We start from the raw sequence: 21,648 nt of genomic DNA on the forward strand, positions 1-21,648 counted from the left end.
AAATGAATAAGCTAAAGCTCTTTTTTGAGGATCGCGCCTTTGGTGTATGTTCAAGACTTGGAGAGAAGTTCAACTTCCCTATCGACAGTATCCGTCTATTTTTCATCTACAGCTCATTCATTACTTTGGGCTCTCCGGTGATTATGTACATTGTCATGGCTATGACCATGAAAATTCGCAAATATTTTAGAAAAATGAATAATCCTGTACTTTTTGACTAAAGTTGGGAGAATTTCTTTTTTCCTTTGATATAATAAAGCCATAGTATGGAGGCTACATTATTCGTCGATCTACTCGGCAACTTTAATGCCACATCTTTGTTTGAATTTTTATTTCTTAGCTTGAGAAATCCTATATGTGCTTTGAGCACAGAAATAGCATCATGAGGCTTACCTTGAAAGAGGAAAACTGCCGCAGCAATAATATCCAAAACCAATCTTATCAAGTACTTCCATAAGAGTTCAGATTGTCTAAGATTGTTATCCAACATCAAGAGGGAGTTCCTAAAATTCAGATAGGTTTTTTTCGGATTTGATCTTGATAAAGTTCCTCCTCCTAAATGCTTGACTTCCACTTTTCCACAATAATGAATCTCTTTCCCCATACTTCTCCATCTCCAACAAAGATCTATTTCTTCCATATGGGCGAAAAACCTATCATCAAAGCCATTTGCCCTATGATAATCACTTGAGCGAACTGCCATGCAAGCACCTGAAGACCAATCTACTCTGATTGAATCGTCATATTGACCATTGTCTCGCTCTATGGTATTGAATATTCTTCCCCTACAGTAAGGATACCCTAAGCTATCCAAAAACCCTCCCCCAGCTCCTGCATAATCAAAATAGCCTGGATGCAAAGCTGAAGTAATTTTGGGTTGAACAGCACATGTTTTGGTATTAAGCTTAAGGTACTCTATCAAATCTATGTCCCATTGCTTGGTAACTTCAACATCTGAGTTCAGCAGGATATAAAACTCATATTGGCCTTCCAAAAGTCTTAAAGCTTCGTTGTAACCTCCTGCAAAACCTGCATTAGAATTCATTCTCAGAATTTGAACACTTGGGAAATTTAGTTCCAAAACTTTCAGAGACCTATCCGTGCTGGCATTATCAGCTACAATTATGGGGTAAGTCGAGTGTAATAAAACAGAAGGAAGAAACCTTTGCAGCATTTCTTCCCCATTATAATTCAATATGACTATGGCAGCTTCACGCATCAAAACATGCTACCAAGATCCATTCCTGGTATATTAGGCAACATACCGTCTGTTGCTGCTTTCATTTCATCCTTGATCTTAAATTCAATAGCTTCCAAAGCTTTATTTGTAGCTGCTACTGTCAAATCTGCAAGCATTTCTTTATCATTTGGATTGATCAAAGATTCATCCATTTCAATACCAAGTACCTTTCTATGACCATTCACTGTCACTCGAACCATCCCAGCTCCAGCCTCACCTTCTGCTGTCAAATGTACTAGCCTGGCCTGAGTTTCTTTGATCTTGGCTTGAGCTTCCTTTACCTTATTCATGATATTCATGAAATCAAACATACCTTATCGATTTATATGAAATACTTATTCTTGACAAATATAAGATTTTTATAATTCTATCAACACAAATCACTAACCAAAGAAAATTCATTAAAAGTAAAATAATAAAAATATAATTTTTAGTTTGAAAATTATTCAATAATTTGATCCATAAAACAAAACATTTACAACATATTATCAGTATATTATCTGTATTGAAACATTTAACCCTTAGAAGTACCCATGAAAACCATTGAAAAAATCGAGAAAGAAGAAATTAAAAATCTATCCTTTAAAAAGGCTGAGGTTTTATCAAGCGCAGATGAAATAAAAAAAAGGTGGAGTGATCTATATAGAGCTCAGGCATTGGGTAACTTACTACAAAGTAAAGTTCAAATCATTTTCGAGACTACTGACGAAAAGACTTACAGAGTAGACACCACCATTTGGGCTGTTGGTCAGGATTTCGTTTCACTTAAAGGAGGGATTCATATTCCTGTTTCATCTATTCATGAAGTTAGCTGATTCTCCCACTCTTTTTATTTAATTCCTAACCCTGATCAAATACAATATAGAAGGTTGAATAAAATCATGATGAAATAGTCTAATCCCAAAAATCGGTCAACTGGAATGGGTTTAAAATTGAATGTTGATAGATAATAGATAGAGATTAATCTAAAAGAAAAATAAAAATTTAGCGAAATGCATATTCTGTCAAATATATAGCATTACTAAAAAATCCAGAAAGCCTGCTGAACATAAAGTTCGGCAGGCTTCTTTGCTTGAATTATAACTTGACAAGCTCTATTGCTTCCTTTACAGTTAAGGAAGATTGCTCACCCGTTTTAAGATTTTTCAAACTCACCAAATCATTTTTGATTTCTTCAGATCCTAACACTATCACGAAAGGAATCTGTTTCTTATCAGCATAAGTAAATTGCTTTTTGATCTTGGCTAGGTCTGGAAAAAGTTCAGATTCAACGCCAGCCTCCCTCAATGCTGCCAATGTTTTCAGCCCATAGCTCACACCCTCCTCATCAAAATAGGTAACCAAAACTTTTGTCCCTACCAGCTGATCTTTAGGAAAAAGGTCTAGTTCTTCGAGAACATCATATATCCTATCTACGCCAAAAGAAAATCCCACACCTGAAACTCCATCTAATCCGAAAACTCCTGTCAAGTTATCATACCTACCTCCACCACTTACAGATCCGATAGTTACATTGTTTACTTTGACTTCAAAAATAGCACCAGTATAATAAGATAACCCTCTAGCTAAAACCACATCAAAATCGACATAAGTTTCATCAGATCCATAGCTCGCCAACAAATCAAAGACACTTTGCAACTCTTCTATACCTTTGACTCCAATCTCAGAGGAACTCAAAAACACCTTAAGAAAATTTAATTTTTCTTTATTGTTTCCTTTTAAATCTATGATAGGCCCAAGTTTTTCAATAGCCTCATTTTCAAAACCCCTACCAAGCAATTCTTCTTGAACTTTTACCCAGCCGATTTTGTCCAACTTATCTATAGCAACACATAATTCTGACTCCTTTCCAGGCACTCCAATGACCTCCGCAAGGCCAGCTAGCACTTTTCTATTATTCAGCTTGATGCTATAATCTCTCAATCCTAATTTGGAAAAAACTCTTTTGATCATCAACAAAATTTCCAACTCACATATCAAGCTATCTGTCCCCACTACATCTGCATCACATTGATAAAACTCCCTATACCTTCCTCGCTGTGGTCGATCGGCTCTCCAAACAGGCTGAATCTGAAATCTTTTGAATGGATAAGTCACCTCATTCCTATTCATCACTACGTACCTTGCAAATGGTACTGTAAGATCATAGCGAAGACCTTTCTCTGAAACCTTAGACAGCGTGGCAACAGATCCCGCTTCTAAGTCTTTTGAAGTCACATCTTTTAGATAATCACCACTATTTAATATCTTAAAAAGCAATTGATCGCCTTCATCACCATATTTACCAGTAAGCGTACTGAGATTTTCCATCGCTGGTGTCTCCAGTTGCTGGAAGCCAAACAATTTGAAAGTATCTTTGATTATATCAAAGATGTAGTTTCTTCGAGCCATTTGTAATGGACCAAAATCACGAGTACCTTTTGGAAGACTTGGTTTTTGAATTGCCATGAATAGGATGTTTTTTTGACAAAGTTAACAGAAGCTTACAAACAATTAAAAAATTTACTACTTAAACACGGTCAATTCAGAATTTTATATTAATTTTGCGCTTCATTTGAGATCATATAAACAGATAATACGATGGCTGTTACTACATTAAAAAGAAAACTAAGAAGAAAAAGACAAGCTCAGAATACAAGAGTTATCAAAATCAAGCAATTGAGTGCCAAGCCGGTAATCAAAAATGTTGATGTAGAAGAATTGAAGAAAAACTTCTAAGGATGAGACTTGAAAATTTTCTAAAGAAATAAGAAAGGTAGCGATCAAATCGTTACCTTTTTTATTTTTCCACGAATTGGCATCCAATCAAATCCCGTAAAACTTGCCATTTTTTACTGATTGATCACTTGACTTCATACCAAAAGTACTAACTCAAAAAAATTATTGATTAATCCTCGATCAATATGCAATTATTTAAATATCCTAAGACGCCTCAATAATTTACTGATATCTAAATCTGGCTTCTCTTTCCAAGTTCAATGACATTGAGATTTTTTAATTGCCCAGTTTCTATCTCAAATATTAACATTGTCCTTATCATATGAAATCCGTGTCGACCAATGGCACCAGGATTCATGTAAAGACAACCTACACTTGGATCGAACTCCACTTTACATATGTGAGAGTGACCACAAACGAAAAGCTGACAGTGATGATCTCTAATCTTTTTCTTTATTCCATTAGCGTATCTTGGTGGCTTACCACCTATATGGAGCATACCTATCTTCAATCCCTCCACTTCAAACCAAAGTTCTTCTGGAAAGGCCGATCTCGCTACATGATCATCAATATTTCCAGTCACAACTCTGAGCACCTTGCCCTTTGGTAATGCATTCAATGTAGACAAATCTCCAATATCACCCGCATGCCATATTTCGTCCACATGACTCAGATGCTCGATGATTGCATCATCAATATAACCATGTGAATCCGATATCAATCCTATTCTTTTCAAATACGAAGTTTTTAGATTATCAAAAATACTAATTTCCATTAGTTGATCGAATGAAATCGAGAAGTAATCCTAAGACTTCATGTTAGAAATCCATCAATTCAGACAAAGCACGCAATAATCATCAAAATATAGGCTAAACATCCTGGTTCAGTTTTGGAATTGCCCGATTACTTTCTATTTTTACGCACGAAAATTTTGAACAAGAAATGAGAGTTATACAATTCAGAGAAGCATTGAGAGAAGCCATGTCCGAAGAAATGAGACGCGATAAAAACGTGTTCCTCATGGGCGAAGAAGTGGCAGAATACAACGGAGCTTACAAAGTTTCGCAAGGAATGTTAGATGAATTCGGTGCAGACCGAGTATATGATACCCCTATAGCTGAACTAGGTTTCGCGGGATTAGGTGTCGGAGCTGGAATGAATGGGCTTAGACCTATCATAGAATTTATGACATTCAACTTCTCACTTGTAGCGATTGATCAGATTATCAACTCTGCGGCAAAGATGTTGGCCATGTCAGGTGGAGCATATAATGTACCAATTGTATTTAGAGGTCCAACTGGTAATGCTGGTCAACTGGGTGCAACACACTCTTCAAATTTCGAAAATTGGTTTGCGAACACCCCTGGCTTGAAAGTGGTGGTCCCTTCGAATCCATATGACGCCAAAGGTTTGCTAAAAGCCTCCATCAGAGATAATGATCCAGTAATATTCATGGAATCAGAATTGATGTATTCTGATAAAGGTGAAGTACCTGAAGGAGAATATTTATTGCCAATCGGTGTAGCTGATATCAAGAGAAAAGGGAAAGATGTTACTATTGTTTCTTTTGGTAAAATGATGAAAGTAGCACTTGAGTCAGCAGAAGAACTTGCCAAGGATGGCATAGAAGCTGAGGTGATAGACTTAAGGACTGTACGACCAATAGATTATGCTACGGTAGTGGAGTCAGTAAAGAAAACCAATAGATGTGTCGTTATAGAAGAGGCAAATCCTATAGCGGCTATTTCATCTGAAATCGCTTACCATCTTCAGAGAAATGCTTTTGACTATCTTGATGCTCCAGTCATCAGAGTCAATTCTATGGATATCCCTTTGAGTTACGCGCCTACCTATATCGATGCTACTATTCCAAATGTGGCTAGAACTCTGGAAGCAGTGAAGCAAGTGATGTATAAGAAGTAATACAACAATTTACAAAACATAAAAAATGCCGATCCGATCATATTGATTGGGTCGGCATTTTTCATTCAAATATTAAAAACCACCTATTAGCAATCTCTACAAATACCTTTTGGATAGAGAAAAAGAAAAGTCTTAAATCAATTTTTAAAATAAACTACCCTATTCAAATTAAAAGTTACTCAAACCCCCTCAACAATTGACACCTCTGTGAGCTGATCTGGTAATTCATAAAAATGAAATATGGATATACGGAACTTTGCCAATGACATTACAAAATTCCGATTTATCTAACTTCCGATATAAATTGATATTGGATACTTATGGATATTGACCATTAACAACCTGTTGAGCCAATGAATTGAAGTTACTGGTAAAAAAACGTATAATCAGTAAATCAAAAAAGGCTATCAGAATTATCCTGACAGCCTCTTTTGAATCAAGCTTTTAAATCTTAATTATTATTCATCATCGCTCCAGCAGCACCTTCTCCACCTTCTTTCATATCATCATTGGTCACGCCTCTTTTTCTTCTTCTTCCTCCATCTACACTAAGCTTTCCTATTCTATAAGAGAAATTGACTTTAAAATTCATGTTTCTCATTCCCACTACACTTTGTTGTATGATCGTAGGTGTCACCAATTCATTATTGATTCTGAATTCTGGTGTAAAAAAGTTGTCTGCGCCAAATCCTATTGTACCTCTCTTTTCGTTGAATTGTTTATTGATACTCATTCCATACATTCCAAAACCTCCAGCAGACCCTTGAAGCTGAACTTGTCTACCTCTGACAAATGTAAAACCTTGGATTTGCCAATCTTTAGGCAATGTATAATTTCCGAACAACCTACCACTTACCACAAAACCTTCATTTGATGCTGCATTTCTAGGGTCATTGAGACCATTGGTAAGCATAGAGTAATAAGTATCTATACTTCCATTCAATGAAAACTTACCCGACACACTGATGTTGGTGAAAATGCTTAAGCCTACAGCCCTTTCTCTACCAATATTTTCGAAGGTGGTAAAAATCACGTCTTCCTCAATTACATTTCTTATAGGCTGAATAGATCCTGTGGTATTTCTAAAGTACGAAGAAAAATTCAATGAACTCCCTCCAATAAATGTACTATAACCTAACTCATAATTATCCGTCAATTCAGGATCTAACAAAGGATTACCTTGAGACTGTTGCCGAGGATTTGCTTGGTTTAAGTTTGGATTCAAGAATTGTAAAGATGGCCTCTGAATCCTTCTGTTGTAAGCTGCCTTGATCATATTGCCATTGGATAGTTTTTTACCGAAATTAAAACTTGGTACAAACACCCCATAGGAAGGAATCTCCGCAGGCAAATCGGAATCTCTAAAATCGGCTTCGATTACAGTATATTCATACCTTAGTCCCCCCTTCAATGTATAATCATTACCTAGACCCAAAGTATAAGAAGCATATGCGGCCGTCACATTTTGATCATATGTAAATTGATTGGAAAATGTTGCATCTTCAATTTTTTCAAATGGCCCATCAGTTCCAGTTGCTGTAAAATAAGCAAAATCTGAAGTCACCCTTCTCAATATATTTTTTGCTCCGTATTCTAGAATCTGATTTTTGCTATTCCCTACAGGAGTTACATAATCAAGCTGAATTGTGTATTCTTCGTTCACGCCCAAATTTTCATTTTTTACCCTACTGATGATATCAGTGAAAGTTCCATTGTAAAGGCTATTGATGAAATCGTTCGTATTGTTATTCCTACTATACAATCCAGAAATACTAAACTCCTTCTGAGGTATATCAAAAGTTCTGGTATAGTTGAAATTCACATCTACTGTATTAGAGAGATTATCTGTATTGACATCGCTCAATAATGCGGAGATTAATTGATCATCCTGAAAAGTCTCTGTGAATAAGCCATCTTGTCTATTACGCATATTTCTCAGTCCAATACTTGCAGATGCTGTCAAAAAGTCTTTTTTGGAAATCTCATAATCCCAGCCTAGGTTATATCTACCGAAGAGCATATTGTTTCTTGTGTCTGCTTGCTGCTGGACCAAAGAAGTTGTCCCGTCTGAAGCTATTAAAGTCTGTGTGTTTTCAAAAGAACCCAAAATATTGTATCCAGCTCTACCAAAACCCCCAAGCGTCCAACCCATTTTTCCTCTTTTGAGACTAGCATTAAGACCAAGATTTGAACCTCTGAGGCCAGCACTTGTGTTTACGTTCAAAGACGCTCCTTGTAGGTTGTTCTTTTTAGTAATGATGTTCAAAACCCCACCTGTACCTTCTGCGTCATATTTTGCTGAAGGAGAAGTAATCACTTCTACAGATTTGATTTCTTCTGCGGGGATCTGTTTCAATGCATCCGAAATATTACTTGCAACAATAGCAGACTGCTTGCCATCTATGAGTACTAAGATATTTGAACTTCCTCGCATGGAAACATTACCGTCAAGATCCACAGATAGCATAGGAACTCTCCTTAGGACGTCACTAGCATCTCCACCTGCTGTGGTACGATCATTTTCGGCATTATAAATGGTCCTATCAACTTTTTCTTCAATCAATTGGCGCTGACCTTGGACAGTTACCTCTTCTAGACCCATAGCTTCCTGCTCCAATTTGACCTCACCTAATTTTACGTTTGAATTGGACGCACTGATAGTGAAGACTGAAGATGTATATGCTTCAAACCCCATAAAGCTCACCTGAAGTACGTAAGAGCCATCTTTGAAGCCAGTGATTACAAATTCTCCATCCATGTCAGCTACAGCACCTGCCACATTTTGTTTCGTCTCCGCATTCATCAAAGCTGCGGCTGCATAAGGCACTGTTTCAGATGTAGAAGCATCCACTACTTTACCCGAAACTTTGTAAACAGGCTTATCTTGAGCGTCTACTTGATGAAAAATCATTATCCAAAGCACTAAGGCTAACAATAGTTGGTATTTTGTTTTCATTGTTATGATATATTTACTTACGTTGATTCTACTATTTTTTTTTTTAAAAATGTTTTCTCGCGAGCTCTCACTTTTTTTTGTGATTCAGAAAAGACACATTTCTACAACAAAGAAACTTCCTTCTGTATTCAAATAAAAATAGAATAGACTGAATGGAATTATTCATCGACAAAGTCCATGAATTTGAGGATAAAGGATCTAGAAAAAAATCAAAACACAATTAATCCACCAAAATCCCGTATTCATCGGTAAAATCTCCTATTTGGTAGATAATAATTGTTTAAATACAAAATTTTATTTTTGTTTACTACACCAAACCATCCTTTTATGAAAATACAATCAGATTACAAACAAAATCTTTCATTACTTACTCATGTATTGGGGTGGGCTTTATTTGGTCTAGTGATTTTCATTCTTTCCCCTCTATCAGCTGGTGTAGAAAGACCCATCGAGTTTTGGATCAAGCAAAGTTTGAATTTCTCACTTTTGATTTTTATGTTTTACATCAACTATTTTTACTTCATTCCGAAGATACTATTCAAAAACAAAATCCCTCTGTTTCTTTTTATCAATCTAATCGCAGGAATGGGCTGCATTCTTTTACTTATCGCATATGACGATTGGGTAAATATGCAAGAGTTGATGCATAAAGCTTACCGGCCTGACACACCATACCGCCCCAAGCCACGCAATTACTATTGGGACATTTCACAACTTTTGGTGTTCTTCATGGTGATAGGAATCAGCACCAGTGTAGCAGCTGTCCAAAAGTGGCAAGCTGATGAAGCTTTGAGATTAGAACAAAAGAGACAGCAAATTGACTCGGAATTGAACTACCTCAAAGCTCAGATTAACCCCCACTTTTTTTTCAACACACTCAACAACATCTATTCTCTCACCAATATAGACATCGAAAAATCTAAATCAGCTTTACTAAAGCTAAGTAGAATGATGAGATATGTACTTTATGAAACAGAAAAAAGCAATACGCTGCTATCAAAAGAAATTGACTTCGTACTAGATTTTGTAGAACTTATGAAAATAAGACTTTCATCAAAAGTCAAACTAAATATCTCAATACCGGAAAAATATCAAGATTCCCCGATAGCTCCTATGCTACTTTTACCTTTTATTGAAAACTGTTTTAAGCATGGGATAAGTTCTCAGCACGAAAGCCACATTTTCATAGGTATAGAAATAACAGATCAGACACTGATATTGACCACCAAAAACTCCATTTTCAACACCAATGAGAGAACTCCAGAGGGGAAAGATAGCGGTATTGGACTCCAAAACACCAAAAGAAGATTAGATTTGCTTTATGACAATAAGTATGAATTGAAAATCGACAGTCAAAATCAACATAGTACTTACAATGTCTTACTCAAAATAGATCTCCGATGAAATTAAAATGTGTTGCTGTAGATGATGAACCATTAGCTCTAGAGTTGGTAGCCAAATTCATAAAACAAACTGCTTTTCTAGAGTTATCGGCTTCCTTTGAAAATGCCATTGAAGCACTTAGTTATCTTAATCAAGAAGTCATTCATCTGGTATTTCTAGATATACAAATGCCAGATCTATCAGGAATGGAGTTGGCTAGAATCATTGATGGTAAGCCAGGCAAATCAAAACCTAGAATAATTTTCACTACAGCGTATAATCAGTTTGCAATTGAGGGGTACAAAGTAGAAGCGTTGGACTATTTGTTGAAACCATTCAGCTATGAGGATTTTTTCAAATCTGCCTCTAAGGCATACCAGTATTTTGAAGATAAAGAAAAATCACTTTTATCAAACTCCACTCAGAATGCAAGTGAATATATCTTCTTGAAAGTGGAATATCAACTTATCAAGATCCTATTGAAAGATATTCAAGTGGTCGAAGCTTATAAAGATTACGTAAAAGTGCATCTTCAAGGCAAAACAAACCCAATACTTTCATTGACAAGCCTAAAAAGCATGGAAGAGATGCTACCTAATGATAGGTTCATGCGGATACATAGGTCATTCATTATTGGACTTGACCATATCGATGCGGTGGTTCGCAATACAGTTCATATTGGAGATTCAGTAATCACAGTAAGTGAAAATTTCAAAGACAGCTTCATGGAGTTTTTGAATAAATGGATCGCATAAATTGTTGCTATTTTTAAGATTTTTTTAGAATTAGCTTATATTGCTTTTTGAAACATTTCTATAAATACTCAGTTTAAGTACTGTGGTTTGATTTTTGCACCAAATATCACACACCTTTTTAGAAAAAGTAAATTATGACTGAACAACAAAAATCTTTTATGAAGCAGGCGATTGAATTATCCCAAATGGGGATGGATTCAGGGGTAGGAGGTCCATTTGGGTGTGTTATTGTGAAAAATGGTCAAATAATAGGAAAAGGATCAAATGCAGTGTCCTCAACTAATGATCCCACAGCTCATGCAGAAGTAGTCGCCATCAGGGATGCTTGCAAAAATCTTAACAGCTTCCAGCTGGAAGGTTGTGAACTGTATACTTCATGCGAACCTTGCCCCATGTGCTTAGGCGCTATCTACTGGGCGAGACCTAGCAAGGTATATTATGCTAACACAAAAAAAGATGCAGCAGCAGCTGGGTTTGATGATCAGTTCATTTATGAAGAATTAGAATTACCTCTCGAAGAAAGAAGCATTCCTTTCCATCAATTCATGAGAGATGATGCAAAAGGTGTCTTTGAAAATTGGATAAAAAAAGAAAACAAAACTGTATATTAAATTAAACAACTCAAATTATGAAAAAGCTAATGATTGCACTATTCAGTGCAGGGGTTTTATTTGCCTGTAAGCAAGAGAAATCAATTGAGGAGAGATTTGTCTACGAAGATGACAAAATCACAGACCTAGAGACTGGCGATCAGTACCTTCTTGAAGAAAGTGATAGCGAGTTTGTCCTAGTACATGATGATGGAAGCAAAGAAAAAATAGCCATAGAGGAAGCACCATTCTTCGGTACAACACTATCTGACGAATATGTATCTGATTGGAAAAGAAGCATTGAAGAAAGAAAAGAGCTCCTGCTACAAGAAAAAAAGGAGCAACTCAAAAAAGCCAGAAAAGAAAGGTATGCAGATCTTTCAGATGATGAATTGATGAAGAAATTTCAAAAATCTCATAAAGATAACGTAGACATGGCCATTCAAATGGACATGGTGTCTGAACTGGTAGATAGAAATATCATCAGCGATGAAGATGCGAGTGAACTACTTGAAATAGAACCTGAATTGGTCAATTTGGATATCGAGTTAGAGTCTCCTGAAATCCAATAATCTATTAAAAAATCCTGAATACAAATAAATGTCTTGAAGCGTATGTTTGATCAATGATTTGATAAACAAAACGCCTCAAGGCATTTTTTTTTGAATGGCATCCAGTTTAAAATAATTTTCTCTTTAAGGACAAAAATTCAAACCAAACCATACATTTAGATGGAATAAAAGAAAAAAGGTAGGTAATTTTACTTTTCCACAAAACCAAACCTATGATAGAATCTTTAGAATCTTTTGCCAAAGAAATCGGGCCAGTATGGTCAGCGTTGATTGCAACTACTTTTACTTGGCTGGTTACCGCACTTGGAGCTTCATTGGTTTTCTTTTTTAAGGAAGTAAAAAGATCAGTATTTGACACATTACTGGGTTTTACAGGAGGTGTAATGATAGCAGCTAGCTTTTGGTCACTCTTGGCACCAAGTATCAAGCATGCCGAACAATTATTCCCTTACCCCTCTTGGGTTCCGGCAGCAGTTGGATTTTTGGCAGGTGGACTTTTTATTTTCGGGTTAGATAAGCTAATGCCTCATCTTCACATCAACTTTGACAACAGTGAATCTGAGGGGATGAAGACGAAATGGCACAAATCCACCTTATTACTTTTGGCGATTACTCTACATAATATTCCGGAAGGACTAGCAGTAGGTATCTTATTTGGAGCTGCATCGATGGGTTTCGAAGGAGCAAGCATAACTGCGGCTATAGCCTTAGCTATAGGAATTGCAATACAAAATTTCCCTGAAGGAATGGCCGTATCCATGCCCTTGAGAAGAAATGGTGTCAGTAGAAGGAGAAGCTTTTGGTTTGGTCAACTTTCAGCCATTGTAGAGCCCGTAGCAGGAGTAGTCGGCGCTATTGCTGTGATCTACATGCAAGATATTCTCCCGTATGCGCTATCGTTTGCTGCTGGTGCGATGATATTTGTAGTTGTCGAAGAAGTGATTCCCGAAACACAAAGAGATAAATATACCGATCTGGCCGTTTTAGGTTTTATGGCAGGTTTTACGATCATGATGATATTAGATGTTGCATTAGGATAATGAAGAAATCCCGTTCCCTTTCAATTCTTCTATACATTAAGCTGATGATTATCAAAAATTATAGCTTGAAATCACCCGAATGCGGATTTTTAAAAAATTAGATGTGTATTGATAAAAATTTTGAATAAAGATAAACCATTGATTTTTTTTTAGAATCATCGCCAAATATTTCAACTTATCTAAAGTCAGACTTTCAAACAAAAAACTTAAATCATACCTATTTACCATAGGTAAATTTCGATTGATTATTATTATATCTGATTATAGGCTTTTTTAGCAGTAACTTCAATTTATTGGCTCAACAGGTTGATAATGGTAAATATCCATAAGTATCCAGTATCAATTTGGATCGGAAGTTAGATAAATCGGAATTTTGTAATGTTATTGGCAAAGTTCCGTATATCCATATTATTATAATTCAACCTAAATTCCCCAATAGTCCTAGGTTCTATTTAAATAATCATCGTTAAAGATTATATAGCTATATTTACCCCCAAATCTCACCCTCAATAATCAATTTAATGGATGAACTGATCGTATTTGGCATTTTGGTTTTTGCCTTGGTATTTTTCATTTGGGACAGATTTCGTTACGACATTGTGGCCATTTCCTGCTTACTTGCCCTAGTGCTTTTTGGAATTACTCCAGCAGAGGACGCTTTTGTGGGCTTCGCACATCCAGCAGTGGTCACAGTAGCTGTGATCTTGGTAGTCAGCGCAGGGCTACAGAGTTCTGGACTAGTTGACATGATCGGAAACTGGGTAATGCGAATCGGAAAAAACACAACACTTCAGGTAGCAGCTTTGAGTACGATTGTAGCCTTTGCCTCTGCTTTCATGAACAATATCGGAGCACTTGCTGTAATGATGCCTGTAGCATTGCATTTGGCAAAGAAAAGCGGGAACTCACCCTCTTCCCTACTCATGCCTATAGCATTTGCTTCCTTACTTGGTGGAATGATCACCTTAATAGGCACCCCTCCGAACATCATTATATCTAGCTATAGAAGCAAGGAGCTTGGAGAAGCATTTCGCATGTTTGATTTTGCACCAGTTGGAATTGGAGTCACCTTGATTGGATTAATTTTCATTATCCTATTGGGCTGGAGGTGGATTCCAAAAAGAATCAGTGGGAGTACTAAAGGAGACAATTATTTTGATATTGATGAATATATCACCGAGGTTATCATTGAAGAAGATAGCAAACTCCAAGGTAATCCACTCATGCATATACATGAAATAAGCGATGCAGAGATCCAAGTGCTCAATGTGATCAGGAGCAGTTACCTCATTCATGCTCCAGACATGAATATGGTACTTCGAGAAGGGGATATTATTACCATCTCAAGTGATGGTGAGGATCTGAAGGAATTTCTTGAAAAAAGTAACTGTAAGCTAGTCCCAAACAAAGAAGCTGAGGAAAAAGCCATAGGAAGTAGTGAAATATCTATCGTAGAAGCGGTCATAATGGCCGAAGCTCCCATCACTAATCAAACAGCTAGCAGTCTAAGCATGAGAAACAGATTCGGAGTAAACCTACTGGCCATTTCTAGACAAGATAAAAAGATCAAAAAGCGACTAGATAAAATTAAATTCAAAGTTGGCGATGTACTCTTAATTCAGGGAAATACAGAGAAAATTAATGATAGTCTTCAAGCAATGGGCTGTCTTCCATTAGCTGATAGGGGATTTGATTTGGGCAAACCCAAGAAAGTTATCATTGCACTTGCCATATTCATTATTTCCATTGGACTAGTCATCACAGATTTTGTCCCAGTTCAGATCAGTTTTACTTTAGCAGCCTTGGCAATGATCTTGTCAAAAACACTAAGCGTAAAGGACATCTATCAAAAAATTGACTGGCCTGTCATCGTACTACTTGGCGCGATGCTACCATTGGGTACTGCTCTTGAAGAAACTGGCGGAGCCAATACCATTGCAAGCCAATTAATCAGAATAGGAACGAATTTCCCTCCAGCTGGAACACTGACTCTTTTCTTTGTCACTACGATGCTCCTATCGAATGTAATTAATAATGCCGCCTGTGCTGTATTGATGGCACCTATTGCTTTAAGAATTTCAGAAGGCTTGGATGTATCACCTGAACCATTCCTTATGGCTATTGCAATAGCAGCATCAGCAGCATTCTTAACTCCCATAGGGCATCAGTCCAATACATTGGTCATGGGGCCAGGCGGGTATGCTTTCAAAGACTATTTACGTATGGGAATCCCGATTTCAATACTCATTACCTTAGGGGCTATTCCAATGATTTTATTCTTTTGGCCTTTATAAAAACTCAAAATTTGAGCAAATTCCCCCGTTTTCTTAGCTTAACCGATCATATAGGAGGTTAAGACATTATCATTTTGTAAAAACTGTAAATACCAGTTGATTTTTAAACCAAAAAATTCAACAATTACATAAATACCATAAAATCAAGTTAAATTTTCAACCATAAAAAAAGGAATCTTTGAAAAAGATTCCTTTGTTGGGTTTATTTGCAACTGACTTCAGCCATATTTACTTTGGTAAATTTTAAACTTTGTGAGTTTTTTCGCTACCAAAATTTTCTAAACATAACAAAAACATAACAAACTACCATAAAACTTTGAGAAAATTTTTCCAAAGTTTTTTATACTCCAATTTTCATTTGGTGATCAACCCTCCCAAAACCAATGATTTTGACATTATCAATTATTAGAAACAAAACTGCTACTGGTATACAAAAATCTAATTTGTGCATTTAACGAATCAAGCTTTCATCAATAACATATGATCATTGACCTAATGAAATCAAAAATAATTTATGGATTTTCATTTGACTACAGAATTATATTTTTCCAAAACAACTTTTTGAATTTATTTGGAAATCATAACTTTATCAAAAAGCTAATATCCTATGAATACTATTCAAGAAGTTATCACTAAAATGGATCAAATAATCGAAGAATGTGAGTCTGAAAGCTCCCGAATAGGGTATTTCGCCATACTTTATAGGCAAGTAACTGTGCGCATAGCATTGGGCATAGCCGACGGTGAGTTTGAAGACAACCCTAGAATGGAGATACTGGATATTATATTTGCTAAAAGGTTCATTGATGCTTATGAAGGATATAAGTCAAGAAGCTCGATTACTATAAGCTGGCAGACAGCTTTTGATGCTGCCAAAGACAAGCATCATATTGTACTACAACACCTTCTTCTAGGAATAAATGCACACATAAATTTAGATCTCGGGATTGCTGCAGTAGAAACAGTAGGAGCCGCCAACTTATCAACAATCAAAAATGATTTTGACAATATAAACGGGGTACTTGGCGAATTGGTAGATGGCGTGAAAAACAACATTGGGGCGTTGTCTCCATTATTCAGACTACTCATCAAGTTGGCAAAAGGTAAGGATGAAATATTAGTAAACTTCAGCATTAGCGTAGCGAGAGATGGAGCATGGAGATTTGCAAATGACTATTATCTTGCCTTGGACAAAGCTGAATGTATTTCAACTCGAGACCAAATTATTGCGGGGTTGGCTGAAGAAATGATTCGCCCTGGAACTAGGCTAAGTAATATACTGAGAATCATCAGCTTCACCGAATGGAGATCTGTCACAAGCAACATGAAACAGCTTGACCATGTGGTGAAAACAGCGGGGAAATGAATTTATCTCCAAGTTTACCAATCTAGCTAAAGCTTCTCTTTTTCTCTCACTTCTGATTTCTACCCCCCCACCTATAACCTAGTAAAACATCTTTAACATTAACCATTGCTTCTTAGAATCTCCATAGGTGGCTTATTGATTACTTGTCGACCATTGAGCCAACCTAGAAGAATGGTCAACAAAGTCAAGCATAAATAGACCACAAATGCCTCCTCAAAAGCTCCCCTGAATGGGATTTGAAACACAAACTTGCTTAGCAAATAAGTAGCCAAAAATGAAAGCACAATTCCGCTCAAAGACGCCAGAGATCCAAGGAAAAAATATTCCAAAGTATTGATTTTCCGAACTGTAGAACTGTCTGCCCCCAGTGTCCTCAATAGTATACTTTCTCGCATCCTTTGGTATTTGCTTATGATCAATGAGCTGATCAAAACCAATATACCAGTAGCGATACTAAAAAATGCCATGAATTGAATCACAAAACTAATTTTGCCAAGAATCTCCTCCAAAGTCTCTACAATCGCCCCGAGATTGACCACAGATACGTTAGGAAATGACCTCACTATATTGGATTGAACCTGTGCGGCTTGCCTATCATTTTTGGTCTTGGTAATGACTACATGAAACTTAGGAGCACGCTCAAGAACTCCTTCGGGAAATAATACTAGGAAATTTGTAGATACTTGGTTGAATTTCACATCTCTGAAACTTCCTATATATGTTTTGATCGGTCTACCCTGCACATTAAAAATAATCTCATCCCCAAGGCTTAAACCAGTCCTCAAAGCATAACTTTGATCAAAGGAAACGAAAACACTGTCTCCTTGGCTATTCACCTTTCTTAGTGACCCTTTTACCAATCTCTCAGAAGAAGTCAATGTATCACGATAAGTCACTCTAAACTCTCTATTGTACAAACTCCTTGATCTTTGCTCTTCTTCTGGCAAAGTATCGTTTGCTTTTTTGGTAAGCCCATTGATAGCCTCTAAACCTATAGTAACTATGGGGACTTGCTGGAGCACAGGAATCCCTTCAGCTTTTACCTTTTGAACTACGGATTCAATTTGGTGATCCTGAATATCGAAAAGCAGCATATTCGGTTGGTCTTCCTTGTCAGCAAATTTTGCTTCTTCTAACAACAAGCCTTGAACAAAAAACAAAGTGCTGATCATGGCAGTACCTAGTCCTATTGTAGCAATCAAAGATGTCGTCTGATTGTTTGGCCTATAAAGGTTCGCTAACGATTGTCTGACAGGATAGCTCAAGCTGATAGGCAAGAACCTTCTGATAACCCACATGACCATCAAAGCAACAGACCACAATACTCCGAAAGAAAATATGACAAACCCTGTAAATCCCAATGCGGCCTTCCAGTCTCCTAATAAACTATAACTGAAACCAAAAACAAATAAAAGAATCCCCAAGATTACCATCCACCTTAAAGGGTCACGGCTTACTTTCACTTCCCCTTCCTCTGGCCTCAAAGTAGCCATGGGAGACACTTTACGCATTTTTAATAAGGGCAATAAAGCAAAAAGAAAAGCAACCAACATCCCAGTGATAATCCCTAGTCCAATACTTTTCCACGACAAAGAAACACTCACCTCCACTGGGAGAAAATCCACAAAAACTACTGGTAAGACATACTGAAGTACAGACCCCAACGCTGCTCCAAGAACTGCTCCAAAGAATCCCATGATCAAAATCTGCATCATATAGATCTGAAGTGCTTGCCAAGAAGAAACCCCCAAACACCTTAGCACTGCAACAGAAGACAGTTTTTCTTTCACAAAAACATTGACAGCACTTGCTACTCCTACACATCCCAGAAGCAAAGCTATAAATGCCACCAGGCTTAGAAAACTAGCCAAATTATCAAATGAGCGGCCTGTTCGCTTTCTTCTTTCCTCTACAGTATCTACACTTACCTTTTCCTCTTCCCATTGCGTCTCAAATCGCTCGACCAACTCATCTACATTGATGCTTTCTTCAAATTGATAATACCTAACATAACGCAACCTACTACCAAACTGAATTAAACCCGTAGCTTCTCCATATTCAAGCGGAATATATACTGCAGGTGCAACTGTCGCAGTGATACCTGTCTGTCCTGGCACCTTTTGAAGCTCGCCGACAATTTCAAATGTCAAGTCACCGACTTTTATACTATCCCCTACTGCTGCATTGAACTGTGCCATTAACACTTTTTCCACCAGCGCTTTCTTACCTCCAGATCGAAAAACTTCAGTAGCATTATCAGGAATCGTCTCTAAAGCGCCATAAAAAGGATACTCCCCCTCCAGCATCCTCACTTGGGTGAGTCTAGAATCGCCTGATTTAGGAAACAACACCATACTTGCAAAATTGACCTCGTCAGCTTGCCTGACTGCCAAAGAGTCTGGTGCTTGAATATCTAAAGGCTTATTATTTTCTAAAACCAAATCTGCACCCACTAATTCCTTGGACTGATTCTCTATATCTGATTTGAGATTGTCTCCAAAGGAGCTGATCGCCACCAAAGCAGCTATTCCCACTACCATAGAGGAGACGAATAAGGTCAATCTTGAAAAGTTTCTGCGAAAATCTCGCAGGGCCATGCTCCATCCCCATGCAAAATTACTCATGACTCGCCTCCTGAATTCTACCACCTTTGATATTGATAATGCGGTCAGTTCTTTTCGCTAATTCGATATCATGCGTGACCAAAACCAAGGTTGTCCCCTGTGCTTTATTCAATTCAAAAATTAAGTTTTCTATCAATTCTCCAGTATCTGTATCCAAATTCCCAGTCGGCTCATCCGCAAATAAAATCTTTGGCTCATTGGCAAAAGCCCTAGCAATAGAAACCCGCTGCTGCTCACCTCCTGAAAGTTGTGTAGGGTAATGCGTCACTCTATCTTTCAGCCCTACCTTCTCTAATAGTTCCATAGCTTTCTCTTTAGCATCTTTTCGCTTTTTGAGCTCCAAAGGCACCATTACATTTTCCAAAGCTGTAAGGGTAGGTAAAAGCTGAAAATTTTGAAAAACAAAACCAATAAGCTTGCTCCTCACTGCGGCCCTTTCATCCTCATTAAGCTTTTCGAACATGTGACCACCCAAAATAACAGAGCCAGAAGAAGCCGCATCCAGACCTGCACACAATCCTAAAAGGGTTGTCTTTCCAGAACCAGAGGGACCAACTATCGCAATCCTTTCACCTTCATGTATTTCAAAATTAACTTGGTCGAGTACAGTCAGACTTTTGCTCCCACTTTGGTAAATTTTGGAAACGTTATTTACGGTTAGTATGCTCATGAAATATCGATTACTTTAGAGGTATGAAAAGCTTAAACGTGACATCTCAAATTTAAGATGTCGCATGAGTTGATAAAGTTAATAGGATTATCTATTTTTTGACTATATCAATACTGTATTGCCATTGAAATATTGAAACTTCCTTTCCAAGACAATACAAAAAGCAAAATTCCCAATCTCTACAGATTTTTTACTTTTATAAATATGTAATCTGATTATACGCTTTTTTGCCAGTAACTTCAATTCATTGGCTGAACCGGTTCTTAATGGTCAATATCCATAAGTATCCAATATCAATTTATATCGGAAGTTAGATAAACCGGAATTTTGTAATGTTATTGGCAAAGTTCCGTATATCCAAAATATGTAAAATTAGTTCTGACGCTAATCAGTAATTTCACAAAAATTAATTTTATATAAACTATTCTCTAAGCAATCCTTGTTTGACATGTGAGAAAATAAAGAAAATGTGGGTACAGTCACTGAATAGGTATTAATTTAAGCTATTACTTATCAAAGTTTACGTACATCCGTTTTTATAAAAGAAGATATAATCCATCCAAAAAATAGATTACTTTGGGATTAGTATCAACTATTAACTTGTCCGCCTATGAGGATACAGTATCTATTAATTTCAGAATCCTAAAAACCCCAAACATGACTTGGTTACTGACATCTAAAGGGATAAACATTTCAAAGTTTATAAATTTCGTAAAAATCAATTTAAAGTATCGATATAGAATCAAAATGAACATATTAAAAACTAATCATCTCTCAATCCTCTTCCTTTGTGTTTCCATGATGTTGTCATGTAGCAGCAAATCATCCGAAGAAAAGTCAAATGAACGCTTCACAAATGAATTAACTTCCACCTCAGCTGAACAAAAAATAATTTTGTTTTTTGGAAACAGCCTTTCTGCGGGATATGGAATTGATGAAGAAGAGTCATTTCCAGGTCTAGTGGCTTCGGAAATTGATTCTTTGAAGTTGCCCTATAAAGTCATTAATGGTGGGCTTTCTGGAGAAACTACCGCTAGTGGTCTCAGTAGATTAGACTGGTTTCTAGAAGATGAGCCTTATATTTTCGTACTTGAGCTTGGTGGCAATGATGGTTTGAGAGGCATAAGTTTGTCAGAATCAAAAAAAAACCTGAAGAGCATCATTCAATTGGTGCGATCCAAATATCCAGAAACACACATCATCCTAGCAGGCATGCAGATTCCACCAAACATGGGAAGAGAATATACAGAGGAATTTAGACAAATGTATCCTCAAATAGCTCAGGATGAAAAAGTAACCTTAATCCCATTCTTACTAGAAGGTGTGGCTGGTAATCCTGACCTCAATCTTCCAGATGGTATACATCCGACAGCAGAAGGTCATAAAATTATCTTTCAAAACATATGGCCTTATATCGAAGAAAGAATTTAAAATTGTATCCCTAAACTCCACTGAAAAACATTCAAAATAGCTTTCACTGCTCACATGACTCATGACTCTTTGTGAATTGAATTCTT

At 36.9% G+C, this 21,648-nt stretch carries 19 protein-coding genes; 12 read left to right on the plus strand and 7 right to left on the minus strand.

All coding sequences use genetic code 11. The annotated features are described in order from the left end of the window. Window positions 1-2 precede the first annotated feature (2 nt). Window positions 3-221 (plus strand): PspC domain-containing protein, encoded by a 219-nt coding sequence (locus MM214_RS17065; RefSeq protein WP_241297383.1) that lies wholly within the window; start codon window positions 3-5, stop codon window positions 219-221. On the opposite strand, the gene MM214_RS17070 is transcribed toward MM214_RS17065, so the two are convergent. Both MM214_RS17070 and MM214_RS17075 read right to left on the minus strand, forming a co-directional pair. Next, on the minus strand, window positions 218-1,219 hold the full coding sequence (locus MM214_RS17070) for a glycosyltransferase family 2 protein (RefSeq protein ID WP_241297384.1): 1,002 nt from the start codon (window positions 1,217-1,219) through the stop codon (window positions 218-220). The genes MM214_RS17065 and MM214_RS17070 overlap by 4 nt on opposite strands. Then, entirely contained in the window at window positions 1,219-1,551 is a 333-nt protein-coding gene (locus MM214_RS17075; protein WP_241297385.1) for a YbaB/EbfC family nucleoid-associated protein, read from the minus strand. The genes MM214_RS17070 and MM214_RS17075 overlap by 1 nt, the downstream gene beginning before the upstream one ends. 222 nt (window positions 1,552-1,773) lie before the next feature. On the opposite strand from MM214_RS17075, the gene MM214_RS17080 reads away from it, so the two are divergent. Then, window positions 1,774-2,055, plus strand: coding sequence for a hypothetical protein (locus tag MM214_RS17080; protein WP_241297386.1), 282 nt, complete (start codon window positions 1,774-1,776; stop codon window positions 2,053-2,055). Window positions 2,056-2,317: 262 nt separating this feature from the next. Here MM214_RS17080 and hisS read toward each other — a convergent pair whose 3' ends face one another. Continuing rightward, window positions 2,318-3,688 carry a histidine--tRNA ligase gene (gene hisS, locus MM214_RS17085; RefSeq protein ID WP_241297387.1) on the minus strand — a complete coding sequence of 457 codons (1,371 nt, stop codon included), beginning with the start codon at window positions 3,686-3,688 and terminating at the stop codon, window positions 2,318-2,320. A 132-nt stretch (window positions 3,689-3,820) separates the two neighbouring features. Here hisS and MM214_RS17090 point away from each other — a divergent pair, with 132 nt between their 5' ends. Then, complete coding sequence (locus tag MM214_RS17090) at window positions 3,821-3,958, plus strand: hypothetical protein (protein WP_241297388.1); 138 nt, start codon at window positions 3,821-3,823, stop codon at window positions 3,956-3,958. Between the two features lie 232 nt (window positions 3,959-4,190). Here the strand turns inward: MM214_RS17090 and MM214_RS17095 are convergent, their stop codons facing one another. Next, a complete protein-coding gene (locus MM214_RS17095) occupies window positions 4,191-4,694 on the minus strand; it encodes a metallophosphoesterase family protein (protein ID WP_241297389.1) in 504 nt (167 codons plus the stop codon). A gap of 206 nt (window positions 4,695-4,900) precedes the next feature. On the opposite strand from MM214_RS17095, the gene MM214_RS17100 reads away from it, so the two are divergent. Next, window positions 4,901-5,881 carry a pyruvate dehydrogenase complex E1 component subunit beta gene (locus MM214_RS17100; protein ID WP_241297390.1) on the plus strand — a complete coding sequence of 327 codons (981 nt, stop codon included), beginning with the start codon at window positions 4,901-4,903 and terminating at the stop codon, window positions 5,879-5,881. A 451-nt stretch (window positions 5,882-6,332) separates the two neighbouring features. Here the strand turns inward: MM214_RS17100 and MM214_RS17105 are convergent, their stop codons facing one another. Next, entirely contained in the window at window positions 6,333-8,837 is a 2,505-nt protein-coding gene (locus MM214_RS17105; protein WP_241297391.1) for a TonB-dependent receptor domain-containing protein, read from the minus strand. Window positions 8,838-9,164: 327 nt separating this feature from the next. Between MM214_RS17105 and MM214_RS17110 the strand changes: the two genes are divergently transcribed. The 7 genes from MM214_RS17110 to MM214_RS17140 all read left to right on the plus strand — a co-directional run bounded on the left by MM214_RS17110 (window position 9,165) and on the right by MM214_RS17140 (window position 16,837). Beyond that, window positions 9,165-10,241, plus strand: a complete 1,077-nt coding sequence (locus MM214_RS17110) for a sensor histidine kinase (RefSeq protein ID WP_241297392.1) — start codon at window positions 9,165-9,167, stop codon at window positions 10,239-10,241. Next, a complete protein-coding gene (locus tag MM214_RS17115) occupies window positions 10,238-10,975 on the plus strand; it encodes a LytR/AlgR family response regulator transcription factor (RefSeq protein WP_241297393.1) in 738 nt (245 codons plus the stop codon). The genes MM214_RS17110 and MM214_RS17115 overlap by 4 nt, the downstream gene beginning before the upstream one ends. A 134-nt stretch (window positions 10,976-11,109) precedes the next feature. Next, a complete protein-coding gene (locus MM214_RS17120; protein WP_241297394.1) occupies window positions 11,110-11,586 on the plus strand; it encodes a nucleoside deaminase in 477 nt (158 codons plus the stop codon). A 17-nt stretch (window positions 11,587-11,603) separates the two neighbouring features. Then, window positions 11,604-12,137, plus strand: a complete 534-nt coding sequence (locus tag MM214_RS17125) for a hypothetical protein (RefSeq protein ID WP_241297395.1) — start codon at window positions 11,604-11,606, stop codon at window positions 12,135-12,137. Between the two features lie 212 nt (window positions 12,138-12,349). Next, window positions 12,350-13,177, plus strand: coding sequence for a ZIP family metal transporter (locus MM214_RS17130; RefSeq protein ID WP_241297396.1), 828 nt, complete (start codon window positions 12,350-12,352; stop codon window positions 13,175-13,177). A gap of 521 nt (window positions 13,178-13,698) precedes the next feature. Further along, a complete protein-coding gene (locus MM214_RS17135) occupies window positions 13,699-15,471 on the plus strand; it encodes an SLC13 family permease (RefSeq protein WP_241297397.1) in 1,773 nt (590 codons plus the stop codon). Window positions 15,472-16,078: 607 nt separating this feature from the next. Next, window positions 16,079-16,837: a DUF5995 family protein gene (locus MM214_RS17140; RefSeq protein WP_241297398.1), complete on the plus strand. Its 759-nt coding sequence runs from the start codon at window positions 16,079-16,081 to the stop codon at window positions 16,835-16,837. 98 nt (window positions 16,838-16,935) lie between these two features. On the opposite strand, the gene MM214_RS17145 is transcribed toward MM214_RS17140, so the two are convergent. Together MM214_RS17145 and MM214_RS17150 are read right to left on the minus strand one after the other, a co-directional pair. Then, complete coding sequence (locus MM214_RS17145) at window positions 16,936-19,461, minus strand: ABC transporter permease (protein ID WP_241297399.1); 2,526 nt, start codon at window positions 19,459-19,461, stop codon at window positions 16,936-16,938. After that, window positions 19,454-20,131, minus strand: a complete 678-nt coding sequence (locus tag MM214_RS17150) for an ABC transporter ATP-binding protein (RefSeq protein WP_241297400.1) — start codon at window positions 20,129-20,131, stop codon at window positions 19,454-19,456. The genes MM214_RS17145 and MM214_RS17150 overlap by 8 nt, the downstream gene beginning before the upstream one ends. Window positions 20,132-20,878: 747 nt before the next feature. On the opposite strand from MM214_RS17150, the gene MM214_RS17155 reads away from it, so the two are divergent. Then, a complete protein-coding gene (locus MM214_RS17155) occupies window positions 20,879-21,562 on the plus strand; it encodes an arylesterase (RefSeq protein WP_241297401.1) in 684 nt (227 codons plus the stop codon). The last annotated feature ends 86 nt before the right edge of the window (window positions 21,563-21,648 follow it).

The sequence above is a fragment of the Belliella kenyensis genome (assembly GCF_022549675.1).
GTDB lineage: Bacteria > Bacteroidota > Bacteroidia > Cytophagales > Cyclobacteriaceae > Belliella > Belliella kenyensis.